The sequence below is a fragment of the Nonomuraea sp. NPDC003709 genome (assembly GCF_040610775.1).
Classification (GTDB): Bacteria; Actinomycetota; Actinomycetes; order Streptosporangiales; family Streptosporangiaceae; genus Nonomuraea; species Nonomuraea angiospora_A.
Genome location: NZ_JBEXMW010000032.1, coordinates 1 through 13,586 on the forward strand (window position 1 = coordinate 1; position 13,586 = coordinate 13,586).

General features: G+C 67.3%; 13 protein-coding genes. 6 read left to right on the top strand and 7 right to left on the bottom strand.

The window, feature by feature from the left end:
* Positions 1-72 precede the first annotated feature (72 nt).
* The 3 genes from ABZX61_RS56250 to ABZX61_RS56260 all read right to left on the bottom strand — a co-directional run bounded on the left by ABZX61_RS56250 (position 73) and on the right by ABZX61_RS56260 (position 2,318).
* On the bottom strand, positions 73-1,539 hold the full coding sequence (locus ABZX61_RS56250; RefSeq protein ID WP_355208997.1) for an NB-ARC domain-containing protein: 1,467 nt from the start codon (positions 1,537-1,539) through the stop codon (positions 73-75).
* Complete coding sequence (locus ABZX61_RS56255; RefSeq protein WP_355209000.1) at positions 1,536-1,952, bottom strand: hypothetical protein; 417 nt, start codon at positions 1,950-1,952, stop codon at positions 1,536-1,538. Before ABZX61_RS56255 ends, ABZX61_RS56250 begins: the two co-directional genes overlap by 4 nt.
* 189 nt (positions 1,953-2,141) lie before the next feature.
* Positions 2,142-2,318, bottom strand: a complete 177-nt coding sequence (locus tag ABZX61_RS56260) for a hypothetical protein (RefSeq protein WP_355209003.1) — start codon at positions 2,316-2,318, stop codon at positions 2,142-2,144.
* A gap of 2,043 nt (positions 2,319-4,361) precedes the next feature.
* Between ABZX61_RS56260 and ABZX61_RS56265 the strand changes: the two genes are divergently transcribed.
* Together ABZX61_RS56265 and ABZX61_RS56270 are read left to right on the top strand one after the other, a co-directional pair.
* Entirely contained in the window at positions 4,362-4,712 is a 351-nt protein-coding gene (locus ABZX61_RS56265; RefSeq protein WP_355209005.1) for a hypothetical protein, read from the top strand.
* Positions 4,709-5,797 (top strand): hypothetical protein, encoded by a 1,089-nt coding sequence (locus ABZX61_RS56270; RefSeq protein ID WP_355209007.1) that lies wholly within the window; start codon positions 4,709-4,711, stop codon positions 5,795-5,797. Before ABZX61_RS56265 ends, ABZX61_RS56270 begins: the two co-directional genes overlap by 4 nt.
* 277 nt (positions 5,798-6,074) lie before the next feature.
* Here ABZX61_RS56270 and ABZX61_RS56275 read toward each other — a convergent pair whose 3' ends face one another.
* Positions 6,075-6,224 (bottom strand): hypothetical protein, encoded by a 150-nt coding sequence (locus tag ABZX61_RS56275; protein ID WP_355209010.1) that lies wholly within the window; start codon positions 6,222-6,224, stop codon positions 6,075-6,077.
* A gap of 230 nt (positions 6,225-6,454) precedes the next feature.
* Here ABZX61_RS56275 and ABZX61_RS56280 point away from each other — a divergent pair, with 230 nt between their 5' ends.
* Together ABZX61_RS56280 and ABZX61_RS56285 are read left to right on the top strand one after the other, a co-directional pair.
* The gene (locus ABZX61_RS56280; protein WP_355209013.1) at positions 6,455-8,911 is read left to right on the top strand and encodes a hypothetical protein; all 2,457 of its coding nucleotides are present in this window, start codon (positions 6,455-6,457) and stop codon (positions 8,909-8,911) included.
* Positions 8,912-9,227: 316 nt separating this feature from the next.
* A complete protein-coding gene (locus ABZX61_RS56285; protein ID WP_355209016.1) occupies positions 9,228-9,389 on the top strand; it encodes a hypothetical protein in 162 nt (53 codons plus the stop codon).
* Here ABZX61_RS56285 and ABZX61_RS56290 read toward each other — a convergent pair.
* The 3 genes from ABZX61_RS56290 to ABZX61_RS56300 form a co-directional block, all read right to left on the bottom strand.
* Positions 9,373-9,609 (bottom strand): hypothetical protein, encoded by a 237-nt coding sequence (locus ABZX61_RS56290; protein WP_355209019.1) that lies wholly within the window; start codon positions 9,607-9,609, stop codon positions 9,373-9,375. The genes ABZX61_RS56285 and ABZX61_RS56290 overlap by 17 nt on opposite strands.
* Before the next feature lie 118 nt (positions 9,610-9,727).
* Entirely contained in the window at positions 9,728-11,215 is a 1,488-nt protein-coding gene (locus tag ABZX61_RS56295) for a pentapeptide repeat-containing protein (protein ID WP_355209022.1), read from the bottom strand.
* A 76-nt stretch (positions 11,216-11,291) separates the two neighbouring features.
* Positions 11,292-11,885 (bottom strand): hypothetical protein, encoded by a 594-nt coding sequence (locus ABZX61_RS56300; protein WP_355209025.1) that lies wholly within the window; start codon positions 11,883-11,885, stop codon positions 11,292-11,294.
* Positions 11,886-12,516: 631 nt separating this feature from the next.
* On the opposite strand from ABZX61_RS56300, the gene ABZX61_RS56305 reads away from it, so the two are divergent.
* Both ABZX61_RS56305 and ABZX61_RS56310 read left to right on the top strand, forming a co-directional pair.
* On the top strand, positions 12,517-12,744 hold the full coding sequence (locus ABZX61_RS56305; RefSeq protein ID WP_355209028.1) for a hypothetical protein: 228 nt from the start codon (positions 12,517-12,519) through the stop codon (positions 12,742-12,744).
* Positions 12,741-13,493: a helix-turn-helix domain-containing protein gene (locus tag ABZX61_RS56310; protein WP_355209031.1), complete on the top strand. Its 753-nt coding sequence runs from the start codon at positions 12,741-12,743 to the stop codon at positions 13,491-13,493. The genes ABZX61_RS56305 and ABZX61_RS56310 overlap by 4 nt, the downstream gene beginning before the upstream one ends.
* Positions 13,494-13,586 lie beyond the last annotated feature (93 nt).

The window sequence follows — 13,586 nt, forward strand, 5'->3', positions numbered from 1 at the left end:
CCACCACCATCCGGATAACGCATCCCACCGGCATACTCCCGAACCCCGCCACGAGCACGCAACCACGCCGTGTTACCTCAGACTTTCAAGCGCTGTAGCACCTTGATTCTGCAGAAAGAGTCCGGCTTGGTTGATCAGGAGGGCGGTGTTGACGGTGGCGGTGTCGGGGGATGCGTGGTCGGTCAGGGCGGTGATGTGCGGCAGGAGTGCTCGCCAGGTCGGCCAGCCGATGGGATCGTCTGCCGATTGCGGGAGAGCGTCGAAGAGCAGGCTGGTGGCTTGGTCGCGGGCGGTGTCGATCGCGACGGCTTGCCGGTGCGGGTCCTCGGGATCGGGGGTGCGGGCGACGGCTTGGACCAGCCGGTGCACAGTGACCGTTTCGACGCTGAGCGTGATCATGTTGTAGGCGGCCAGCTCACCCAGCGCGTGTTGCACCTCGGTGTGGGCATCCAGGCCGTCCAGCAGGGTGCGGGGTACGGGCTCGGCGCCGTACCAGGCCAGAATGCGCAGCAGTTGCCCAGCCGGCGGGAAGCCGGTCAGCTGGTCGAGGGTGAGGCGCCAGATGCGAGCGATGGTGCGTTCGGCGTCTGCGCCGCGGGCGGTGCGGTCGTACATCACCGCCGGCTGCTCGCGCAGCAGATTCAAATGAGCGCGCGGGGTCAGCCGGGTTTGGTGCAGGTATGCGCCCGCCTGCTCGATCGCTAGCGGCAGATGGCCCAGCTCGCGCACCAGTTCAGCCGCCCCATCCAGTCCCTCGGGCAGGTCTTGCCCGTCGAGGGCGGCCTGGACCGCGGCGGGGGACAGGCCGGGGGTGGCGAGCCGGGCCAGGAGCTCGATCGCCTCCCGCTCACCCAGCACGTCTAGGTGCAGCACGTGCGCGTCCAGATGGTGCCAGCCCTCGCCCAAGCGGCTGGTCACCAGTATCTGCCCGGTCAACGTCCGCTCCAGCAGCGGCCGCACATCGGCGGGGTCGACAACGTTGTCGAGCACCAGCAGCCACCCGTCATGGGCGGCCAGCCAGGCGGTGGCACGCTCGGCCAGTGTCTCCAGCGGCAACGCCGTGGCCAGTTCCGGCTGCAACGCCACCGCCAGCCCGGCCAGGCCAGCCTCCATTGCCTGGCCGGAATCGGCGGTGATCCACCACACCGGATTGAGCCGACCGGCTTCACCTCCCGCCAGCTGACGGCCGGTGGCCTGGGCCAGCGCATAGTGAGCGGCCAGCGTGGACTTGCCCACCCCACCCAGCCCGTGTAGCGCGGCCACCACCACCTCACCTCCGCTACGCAGCGCCGCCTCCAGCCGTGTCAACTCATCGTTGCGGCCGACGAACATGCGCCTTTGTCGGGGCAGATTCACCAGCCGCAGCGGCGCGGCCACCTCGGTGACCGGCCGCAGTGCCGCCTCGGGCAGCACCATCTCGTTGATGAACTGGTCACGCCCGGCCTGATACACGCGGGCATGTCCGGAAACGGTGGCCTCCATCCGGATCTGCGGCCGCTGGTGCTCGGGCTCGTCCGGCCGAGCCCGGGAAGACGTCACCGCTCGTGGATGGTTTGGTCGCGGCCGGCCTGATAGATGCGGCCGTGCCCGCTGGCCCTCGCCCTCATCACCAACGAACCGACTCGCTCCTGATCGGCTGGCTCCAGCGCCGGGGTGAGCACCTCGTCCACCACGCGTTTGATCTCCTGCGCCAACGACGGATCGGCGCGCAGCAACTGCTGCAGCCGCACCTGCCAGGACCCGACCAGGGCCTGCTCGGTGTCGGCGTCACCGTCCCGGCGGGCCTCGAGCATCTGCTCACGGACCTCGATCAGCTCCGCCTCGATGATGTCGGCTTGCTCGGGGCGGACCTTACGCCACAGTGCGATCGCACCATCGCGGGCCGACTGCCAGGCATCGGTGGCCATAGCCGTCACCAGCGCGGTGCCCGCAGCTAAAACGATCGGATCCACGTCGCCCCCTCACTTCCGAAGGATGCCCCCCACGGTAGAGCTGGACACGGCCATCAACCATCCCCGGCCAAACCGCAGATAAGCACTGGCAGTCCACTCCGCCCGGCGGCGCAATCGCTCGACGCCGGCACGTGGTGCACCGGAGCATCGCCGACGATCAGCGCGTCGTTACCCGCATATAAGGGCTCACTATCTGCGATAACGCTGGCCGAGCAGGCGGCCGGGCCCGCGCACGTCAAAGGCCACGCTCCCGCCCTGTCCTCCGAGTCTGTCGAGGGTGGCATCGATGGTGAGCCAGTCCCGCACGGGCAGCGTGAGGGTGAGGATGTGAGCTCCCTCGGGCTCCTCCATGTCGTGCTCCGACACGCTGCCGCGACCGCAGGAACACCCCGACGCGCCCGGCAGCGAATCAGTGAGCGAACACGCCATCGCCGCGGTCGTCCGCGGTCAGCTGGGGAACCGTGGCGATCGAGGAGATGTAGCCGGACGGTGAGCACCACGTTACCCGCGCTCCTGCGGGAAGCGCCCGGGCTTGTCGCGCGTCCCGCGCCGACTCCATCGAGACGGGGTTCTGTCAGGTAGATGGAGCGTCCCGCAACGTTTTCAAGACACACAAATAACGCCATATAATTAATCCCTTACTTAGCTCTTCCCAGATAATCCACATCGGGGATAAGCAGGCATTGAGTATCGCTGCAAGCATGCTTTTACTGACGAAATTAATTCTCCAGCACGTCATTCAGTGATCCCTCACCCCAACCTTCTGCTAGCGGTGCGCGGTCCCGGGGAGCTCGTCGGCGAGATGACCGTGGACGAGGGTTCCAGCACGCCAGGGCCGGACATTCCGACCATTTGATAGACTGCACTTGTGTGCGCCGCAGTGTTTCGCACCGACAACGGCGGCCTAGTTTCGTTTCGTTCACAGCAGGCCGTGTTCAGTATCGTTTCACGGCCAAATCGTTTCGTTTCGTCTCGTGTAATTTCCCTCTTGGTGGTTGTGATTACGGGGCCCACATCTCACAGTGTGTGCGGAGGCAACCGACGGGGCGCGGTAGCCGGCCCCGCCGTGGGCCTGACCCTCCACCGGTTCGCCTCGCCTGTCCCAACCTGTCGCCGGCCTTGGCCTCATGGAAGGAGAAGCCGATGGATCATCCGCCTTGGCACCAGCTCCTATCCCCGGCCGAGGTCCTGGACGGGGCATCGAGGCTGAGCTCTGCCATCGCGGCCATCGCGGCATGGCGGAATGCGGCTTCGGCTCGCCGATGCCACAGCCCTTGCTTCGACCAGCTGGTCTTCCTTCAGCGGCGGCTATCGGCGGCGCGCCCTCCGGCACACGTGTGCGTCCCGGCCGTGGGCCGGCACCGTGTCCGCCCTGCTCAACGCCGCATCTCCGCGGCCTGGCCAGGTTCCGGACGGAGGCGGACAGGCCGCTGTTTGGCGTTGTCATGCCGTGCTCCGGCCCGCGTCCTGTGGACCAGACCGCCCTGGGCTGACCATGCTGTCAGCTCATCCAGCCCTGCCCTGCCATCGCCGCTCGCTGCGGCATTGATCGCCCTCCGTCTGCGGCGTGCCGGGATACCGCCTGGCCGCGTGCAGGCGGTCAGTCACACGCGGCGCCATCGCGGCGCGGCCGGGTGTCATCGCCCGCCGCAGCCGGCCGCCTGGGGGCATCCCATCCCTGTCCAGGGCCAGGTTCTTCCCTGCGCAGCCCCTACGATAGGTGGGCTGCGGTTGTCGCTCAGCGGGCTGCGGCGCATGCATGCTCGCGCCCCTATCTGAGCAATTCCCAACACCCCGCGCACTTCCGAAGGCACCGATCTGTTGGTCCAGGCGGGCATTCGGAGATAAGAAGAGGCTCTCCGCTGGCACGGAGAGCCTCTTCGTTTTCCACCCTCTCCAGCCACGCCGCTTAAATCGGTCGGGTCCTCACCATCGCAGGAATGTCCGGCCCTCTCGCGAAGGTGGCGACGCACCTTTCTTTTTATCTCGAAAAGTCTTTTCACGATATTCACAGGAAAGAAAGGAGGCTAAGGCGAGCCTTAGTTTGATAACCGGTCAGACCGGTGCCTCGCCCGCGAGGATGAAGATCGTCTGGCCGCAGACTTGTCAAGAGCGCGTAGTGGTGTAATTGTTCTTCTCAAGGGTTCCGCAATGGCCACTCCCCGCGCGTGCGAGGGGGCCAAAGCAGAACCTCGCTCTGTATGTGGGCGTTGTTGCCACGATGCCAGTCAAAGCAACCCAAAACGCCCATTTGCGGAGTTCGGGCGCGCACATCCCCGTGCGCGAGCCCGCCTGGACCAAGGGTCAGGAGGAGTGCGGCGCGCACGTGAGCCCGCGTGCATCCCCACGTACGCGAGCCCCGAGAGCGCCGCGCACCTCCTGACCTCTGCACACGAAAGGTGCCTGTCGGTGCCCAACTCGATCAACGCCGGCAACGTGGCCGGCGCCCGCGCCCACCCCGGCAACGCGATGACCTTCGGCCTGGCGCTGCTGACCCACGTGGGCTTCACCGGCTACCTGCTGTTCCTGGGCCACCCTCTGTGGGAGGCGCTGACCGGCTCGACCAGCGCCGTGCTGGTGGCCGCCTACGTCACCCGCATCGTGCTCACCGGCGTGCCGCCCCTGGCCTTCACCGCGCGCTCTCTGGTGGCCCGCACGGTGCTGTCCTGGGTCAAGCAGGGCGTCGCCGAGCAGCTGCCGCCGGCCCAGCCCGGCAAGGACCAGCAGCCACCCGTGCAGGGGGAAGTCATCGAACGATGATCACCCTGTACACGATCCCCGTCCCGGCGCAGGACCTGCGCGAGGCCTACACCTCCCTCAGGGCCGGCGGGCTGATCTATGCCATCAAGGCCGTGCGCACGACCACGCCCATGGGCCTGAAGCAGGCCAAGGACTTGTGCGAGGCCATGCGCGACGGGCACACCGCAGGCGACATGGGGACCTTCTTCATCTCCCCGCAGACCCTCCAGGAGGTCAAGGGCCTATCAGCCGTGCGGCCGCGAGAGGCGGCCGTGAAGCTGGCGATCGAGACCGCAGGCCTCATGATGGAGGGCCAGGCGGAGACGATCGTCAAGGACTTGCTCGACCCGACCCGGGCCGGCGACTCCAAGGTGCAGGTCAAGCCGTGGCCGGTCGCGCAGCAGAGCGCCACCGCGTCCGTGACGCCCTCGAGCGGCACCGTGGCGGGCAAGGCGGCGGACGATGTGTCATCGGCGCCCCCGCTGACGACCACGCCTGGATGGCCGAACACGACAGCGCAGGCGGGCGTGCTGAAGGTGCGGCCCAAGCCGGCACCATCTGAGCCGGGCACGGCCAGACGGACCTTGGCTGACGAGTTGAAGCTGGCCTGGCGCCGGGCCGGGGAGCCGCCGCTGCGCAAGCTCCGGCGCCAACTCCTGGGCAAGGGCCTCGACTGCGCCGTGTCCATCGCCTCGATCTCCAAAGCCATGTCTGGGTCCACCGGACGGCCGCCGTCGTGGACGTTGGTGGCCGGACTGCTGGAGCAGTTCGACTCGGGCGCTGACATCGACGGCTTCTGGCGGCCGCTGTGGGCGAAGGCCCGCGAGGAGGTCGCGCCCTTGGGCCTGACCTCCGCCACCGACACGACGAAGCCGAGCACCATCACCCCGGTCATCAGCCTGGTAAGCACGTCCGGCCAGGACAACACCACCGGCGAGCCCGACGACCGCGCCCCCGAAACCGGCAACACAGCCCCCGCGGGTTTCGAGTGCGAGGACTGCGGCTCCTGGGTCGTCAACGCCGATCGGCACTACGCCTGGCACTGGAACATGGAAAAACAGCTCCGCCGGACGATCATCCGAGGAATTGAGAGTACCGGCAGCTAGACCAACCCAACCGGCCCGCGCCCGTCGCCGGACTCCATGGTGGACATGGAGTCCGGTGACGGGGGCGCGCTGACGTCCGGAGATCCACAGTCGAGGGCTCGCCGAGCGGGATTCTCAGGCGGCGCTCCAGCGGGCGCCAGGGACGCCTTCGGACGGGGCGAGGCCCCACGCTATGGCAAGCGCGAACGCAGGCCCAGCGCAGTTATCCCGCAAACGACCATTTTCGGACAGGGCGACAGTCCGCCCCGTCCGGCTCCCGGCCTTGGCGGCGTCCGGTTCATCGCCAACAGCACTGCTTCTTGCCCGCCGGCTTGGCGGGGCGTCGCGGCTGGTTCCGGCGTCGGCGGGCGACCGCCCAGCCGATCAGGGCGGTGGCGAGGTTGATGGCGCTGACGGCCAGGGGGATCCAGTGAGGGAGGTCCTGCATGGTGGGCTCCTTCGCAATGGGCTGTTGGAGCCTTAGGGCAGCAGGGGTGGCGGAGGTCCGGCTGCAGATGCGTACCGGTCCGGACAAACGCGTGCACCGCTGTGGCAGGCGAGAGAGCCTGAGCAGCAGAACGGTCCGCAGCGTTGGCCGCCTGTGGGGAGGCGTTCGGCATCGTCCGGCGGGCGAGCCGGACGGCCTCGCGCGCCGCGCATGTCAGGAAAGGAGAGGCGATGGCGCCCGATCCGGGCCAGGTGCACACAGCGGCCGAGTTGGCGGTGGCGTTGAAGGAGTTGGCTGGCGGGCGTTCCTACGCGGAGCTGGACCGGGCCGCCCAACCGGACAGGCTGCCGAAAGGCACGCTGACGGACATGTTCGGCAAGGGCCGGCCGAGCGAGGAGACGCTGGGGGTTTTCCTGCGGGCCTGCGGCATCCCGCGTGAAGAGCAGGCAGCCTGGGGGCAGGCGCGCAAGCGAGCCCTGACCACGGACCCAGTTTTTGAAGGGCTGATCCGGGTGGCACAGGTCGACCCGCGCCGGTTGGGCGTGCACGCGCCGATCGACGCCCCTGATGCGATCGAGGACATGCCAGTGTACGTGCGGCGAGACGTCGACGATGGCCCGCGCGGCGTGCGGGACCTGGTGAACCGGGCCGCGCAGCGGGGCGGGCTGGTGGTGCTGGTAGGCGGCTCATCGGTAGGCAAGACCCGCTGCGCCTACGAAGCCATCCGGGAGCTATTACCGCAGTGGTGGCTGCTACACCCTGCCGACGCCTGCCAGGTCGAGCGAGCCGCAACGTCGGCGCTAGGGCGGCTGGTGGTGTGGCTCGATGAGCTGCAGCGCTACCTCGACGGCTCGCACCCGCTGACCGCTGCTACGGTCCGTAACCTGCTGCACCGTCGCGCAGTGGTGATTGCCACGCTGTGGCCGGACCGGTTTGCCACCTACACGCTGCCACCCGAGTCCAAGAGGATCGATCCGCACGCTGGCGCTCGTGAGTTGCTCGGTCTGGCCGAGGTGGTCCACTTCGATGCGGAGCTGAGCAAAGCTGAGCAGGAGCGCGCCCACACGGCTGCGGCGGGGGATGCGCGGATCAAGCTGGGGCTGGAGTCCAGCGACTACGGCCTGTTCCAGGTCATCGCCGCCGCCCCGCAGCTGATCGACCGCTGGCGCGGCGCGGACGCATATGCGACCGCAGTGCTGACAGCAGCTGTCGATGCCACCCGGCTGGGGGTGCACTCGCCACTAAGCGCTGAGTTGCTCCGCGATGCCGCCCCCGGCTACTGCGACGCCCGCCAGCGAGGCGCCGCCCCAGCGAACTGGTTCGAGGCATCTCTCGCCTATTTGACCCAGGAACTCCACGGTGCAACCGCCGCGCTTGCCCCCATCGCTCTGCCAGGGTCGATGGGCCGCCCGGTGGGTTATCAGCTCGCCGACTACCTGCAACAGCACCTCGGAAGGCGTCGCCGCGATGCCAAAGTACCCGCCGCCACCTGGCGAGCCCTCGCTCTCCACCTGACCGACCCTGATGACCGGACCCGAACCTGCGCGGCAGCCCTCGACCGGCTGTTGTACGACTACATCCTGCGCGCCTTACCACCGCCACCTCACACCGGCGACCCGGCCACCACCGCGCGGGTGGCCATGATGCTGGCCGGACAGGGACGCGTAGAGGAAGCCCTCTTCCGCCTGCGCCCCTGCGCCGCTAGCAGCGACTGGCACGGCGATTACGGCAGCTGGCTCGCCGCCACGGCTCTGGGCGACCTGCTAGCCGAACACGGGTGTCTCGAAGAACTGCGAGCCCGCGCGGACGTCGGAGACCGGGTCGCCACCTCGCGACTGGCCGACCTGTTGGCCAGCCAAGGCAGGATAGAGGAGCTATCAGCCCGCGCCGACACCGGCGACTGGGACGCTGCCTGGAATCTGACTGAGCTGCTGGTCAAGCAAGGCGAGGAAGAGAAACTCCGGGCCCGTGCCGATGCTGGCGACTTATGCGCCGTTAAGGGGCTTGCCGATCTGCTGGCTAAGCAAGGATCCGTGGAGGAGGCCATCGCCATCCTGCGTCCCCACGCCAGTTGCGATAGCTCTCACCCGCTAACCGGACACGTGCATACGGAGGTACTGCGCTCCGCCGCCAACGTCGGCACCTTGGTCGGCCCCTGGATCGCCGCCTCACGGCTGGCCGACCTGTTGGTCAGGCAGGGCAGGGAGGATGAACTTCGTGCCCGCGCCGACGCCGGCGACTTAAGCGCCGTCAAGAAGCTTGCCGATCTGCTGGCTAAGCAAGGATCCGTGGAGGAGGCCATCGCACTTCTGCGTCCCCACGCCGACCGCAATGAATCCCACGCCTCGCGGCTGGCGAAGCTGTTGGTCAGGCAGGGCAGGGAGGATGAACTCCATGCCCGCGCCGACGCTGGCGATGGGTACGCCGCCAGGAGTCTGGTCCACCTGTTGTACGAACAGGGCAGGGAGGATGAACTCCATGCCCGCGCCGACGCCGGCGATGGGTACGCCGCCTCACTGAGGGTCGGCCTGCTGGTCGACCAGGGGCGAGTGGACGAACTGCGGGCCCGGGTTGAGGCGGGTGACGGGATTGCCGCCCTCCGACTGGCCGACGCACTTGAGAGGGTGGGGCAGGTGGCGGAGGGCGAGCGAGTGCGCCGGTTCGGGCTGCCGCTGAATGACGACTGAGTCGGGGCTTTTGATCGCTTGTATGGAAGAAAGATGGTCTCAACCCCTCTACGCGCAGGGCGCGTGCGCGCGGGTCATGCATGCACGAACAGCCCCCATCAGGGTGCCCCCGCATCGGAGGAATCGTCGGGGCACTGCCTAACGGGCGGCGACCGGGACCGGCCAAAGAGCCGCACGCCCGGCCGACCGATCCGCCGGGCAGCGCCCCGACGCGCATCGCGCCAGGGCGCTCTTGATATCTCATAAGAACAATTCGGCAACTCGTTCTTCCGCGGTCGTGTTCTCCTGGAGTCGATCCCTGAAGAGAGAGATGACAATGAGCGACAACGACATGATCGGACCTGGCGCTCACGAGATCGCCGCGCTGAACGCTCTCGCGGATGACAAGAGCGAGGATGCGAAAGTCCTGGCCATCCTGGCGCTGGCTTCAGCGGTCAATCGGCTGGCGGAAGCGCAGGAAGCTATCGCGAACATCTGAGCCTCCAGGATTGGCCGAAGCGTCGCATCTCAACCTGCGACGCCTTGTGGCCCGCCGGGGCGGGCGCCTTGGCCAGGGTGTGGTTGGTCTTGTCCAGCTCCCGGTTGCTGCGCAGCAGCTGCTCGGCGCGCTGGCCTCCGAGTAACTGCCGGGCGGTCAGCTGCAGGTCCGCGCGGAGGGTGCCTTGAACAGCGCCCCGGCCCACGTCTAAGACGCCCAAGCCTTGGCTGCATAACCGGGCGACAAAACGGCACAAAACGGGCATGGCTGAAGGGTCGGAGAACACCATCGACAGGTGGCCGAGGCGCGTTGATCGCGAAATCCTAGACCGAACAGAATTAGGGCACTGTCTGGTTACCGCTCTCCGCAGCTTCCTCCGGGCCGACAGGGCCGGCGGGCGCCGGTCGGCGAAGACCCGGTGCTGTCTCCGGAAGACCTTTGATCCCGTGATGCCCGTCCGCGACATGAGAGATGTAGACCGTGCCGCCGGAGAACGTCGCGTCCCTGAAGGAGACCGTGCCGCTGGAGAACTTCGCGCCGCGGAAGCTGACCTCGCCGCCGGAGAACTCCGCACTGACGAGGGAGACCGTGCCGCCGGAGAAGCTCGCGCCGATGAAGTCGACCGTGCCGACGGAGAACTTCGCGCCGCCGAAGGCGACGGTGGCGCCGGAGAAGCTCGCGGCGCCGAAGTCGACCGTGCCGACGGAGAAATCCACGTGGTTGAAGTTGACCTCGCCGCCGGAGAAGGTGGCGCTGTTGAAGGAGACCGTGCCGCCGGAGAAGCTCGCGTCGCTGAAGGAGACCGCGGCGCGGGCGAACGTCGCGTCGCTGAAGGAGACCGCATCGCCGGAGAACGTCGCGCCGCGGAAGTAGACCCTGCCGCCGGAGAACTCCGTGCCGCTGAAGGAGACCGTGTCGCCGGAGAAGGTGGCGCTGTTGAAGGAGACCGTGCCGCCGGAGAAGGTGGCGCTGTTGAAGGAGACCGTGCCGCCGGAGAAGCTCGCGTCGCTGAAGGAGACCGTGTCGCCGGAGAAGCTCGCGTCGCTGAAGTCGACGGTGGCGCCGGAGAAGCTCGCGCCGATGAAGTCGACCTTGCCGCCAGAGAAGCTCACGCCGCGGAAATTGACCGTGCCGCCGCTGAAGACGGCATCTGTGAAGTTGATGTCGGTGGTGAAGATCACACTGGTGAAGTCCAAGTCAGCGCCGTGCCAGGGAATCGGAGCGCTGGCTTTCATGTGGATGGCGATCAGACGCAAGATCGTGGCGCGTACTTCGGCCATGGATCGCCAGGCTGTGTGAGAGGTGATGTCGTTGGCCTGGTCGGGCTCGGGGGCGGGTGGCATGCGGAGGTAGGCGCACAGGACGTCGATGCACATCTGGCGTCCGCCGACCCAGTCGTCAGCCAAGGCGGTGAGGGCGTGCACGCCGGCCAGCCGTACCGCGGCCGCGTCGCTACCGAGCTTGTCGCTGGCCTTGTCGAACCGCTCGGCGAATAGCTTGGTCTGTTCGCGGCTCTCACCGGCCTCGGTGACGCGCTGCTTGCGGTAGGCCACCACCAGTGCCACCATACCGCCGACTCCGGCCACGACGGCCAGCGAGATTTTCACGATGTCCAGGACCTCGCTCACGCTGGGTTTGATCGCGGCCAGATCGACCGGGCTGAGCGCAGACAAGATCAGCGCGATCAGGCCAACCGCTCCGGCGCCGGCCAGCACGATGGTGCCCGCCAAGGCGAGGCTGATCGGGATTAGCCGGATCTGCCGTTCGGTCCGCCGGTGCCGCCAGGCCGTCGCCCGCGCGCGGCGGCGAATGCGTATCCCACCCATGTCCCGTACATCGTCTGACCGGTCTGCGGCGGTACTGGACCATTGCGAAACAGCTCAAAATCTATGCACTGGGCCGCTACTGGCTGGTAACAGCGTTCTCGCCCGGAGGGATTTCGCCAAGCCAGTTGTTCACCGCGTGCGCACCGACATGCTCGGCGGGCAGCCCACAGGTCTCGTCATCCAGCCCGCGAGGGTCCGCGCCACGCCACAGCGCCGAACAGTAGGGCAGATCAACCAACTCCCGGACGGCCTCACCACCGGCCGCGCGGCCCCAGCGCAACCACTCCCCGCGCCGCGTCACGGGGGACTCCTGAAATTGCGCCGTGTGCAGGCCGGGATGCCCAGGCTGCAGCTCGCAGCCGTAAGCGCGCCCGCGGGCCAGGGCGCCGTCACGGGCCGGCGCCCACTCAGCGTCGGTGAGCAGGTTGTAGTGCGGGCACACCTCACGGCGGACGTGCCGGCGAAGGCCCATGGTGACCGCGACGGCCAGGGCGGCCGCCTCGGCGACCTCGCACATGGCATCCTCGACCCGGCCGACGTCGTCGGCGCCCAGCCTGGCCTCGGCGAGCTGGTCGATCAGCAGACGCACGTGAATGGCATAGTGCCGGCTCGCATCCAGCAGCGCGGTCAGCGGGTCGGTGCCGTCCCATGCGTCGTAGTCAGCCGTCATGTCGGTGACGGTACGCCACCACCCGTGCCCGCGCTCCGAGATCAGGGATGCGGATGGAACAGAGTTGATCTGCCTCTTGGGCTAGAAGGGCTGGCCTCTAGCCCTAGAGGCTGAACCGGCCGCCGACCAGCGGTTTAGAACCTTAGACCCCTGCCGCAGCGCTCTACCAGGATGCGGGTGATGAGAGGGGCCCGCTGTTGCAGCAGCGGACCCCACAGCCTTCGATATCCCTGCCTGCTCAGACAACGTGACATCAAAGGGCCCCGTCTCAACGGGACAGCACGGATAACACCAGCAAGCACACTGTCTGTTTCCGTTCTTGGGAACCATTGTGTTGTCTGCCTAGCCCTCTTTCTGGAGGTCCGAGCACCTTAGAACGCTGCCGAACACGACCGAACGCTCTCGAACGCCGCCGAACTACAGGGAACGCCGCTGGTCACATGGCTGGCAGAGCTGGAGCGGAATAGGAGTTTTGCACCTTTTGGGGGAATCAGTTCTGGACGCGCATGGCAGGCACAATGCGCCATCATTGGCTGCATGCGCGACCACCGAAGGGGTTGCAGCCTCTGGCCGCGACAGCAATTGCCCCCTGCCTGCTCAGGCGAACACGACATGAAAGGCGGTGTTGCGCATGCGCGCTGTGTGCATTCGTATCCCCGGCATTGGCAACGTCCCCGCGTGGCTGATCCTCGTCATCATCCTGTTGGTCTTCGCGACTGTGGCGCACGTGATCGGCATGACCACCGACGTCATCGTGCTGCTGATCACCACCGTTACCACCGCGGCGCTTCAGCTCTTCGGCATACCCTCCACGAAGCAGCACACCTTCGCCGCAGGTGAGCCCCGGCAGGCACAGTGACCACGCCCGCGCACCGCCTTCCCAAGCGGCCATTGCCCGCGCAGCCCGCGCTGTTCGACACCAACGCCGCTACCTATTACGTCGCTCCCGGATCCCCCTCCGCACACCAGGACATAATCCGCAGGCTCCTGGAACTAATAGCCGCCCGAGGCATGGGCCCCTCCGAACTGTCCGCGCGCACCGGGATGAGGGATGCCCTCATCGAGGGCCTCCTTCAGGGGCGTGTGGTACCACCGCTTTCGATGCTCGAACGGCTCCTTGATGCCCTCGATGCGCAGGCATTCCATCGTCGGTATATCCGCCGGTGTTGGGAGCAGCTTCAGCATCCCGATGGACCTGAGCGGTCAAGGCACATCGTCGTCAGGGCCAGTACGCAGAACGACATCCACCGGCTTCGCCAGGATGTGGCGGGCTACGAGTTGCAGCCGGACCCGTTGACCGCCACGTCCAAGGAGGAATTCTTGTCGGCGATGAGGGAGTTCCACGTCTGGGCGGGCGAGCCGTCTTACCGCGAAATCGCCCTCAACGCAGGCAAGACCGTGGGGGCCAGCACGTTGTGCGAGGCGCTCGACCCAAACAAACCCGCCCGCTTGCCGACGCTGAAGGTCGTCACAGCCTTCATCTACGGCTGTGGCGGCGGTGAAGAAGACTTGACCATTTGGACGACAGCCTGGCGCCGCGTACGGATGGCCAGGACCGCCACCAGCGTCACCCACCTGGCCACCGCCGACCAGTGGCGCGTCAGCTAAAAGACACCCAAGAGGGTCGACCACACGGTTCACACCCTGTCGCTTGCCTGGAGTGGCGGAGCAACGTTGCGCCGCCACTCCCGATCTGGCGCA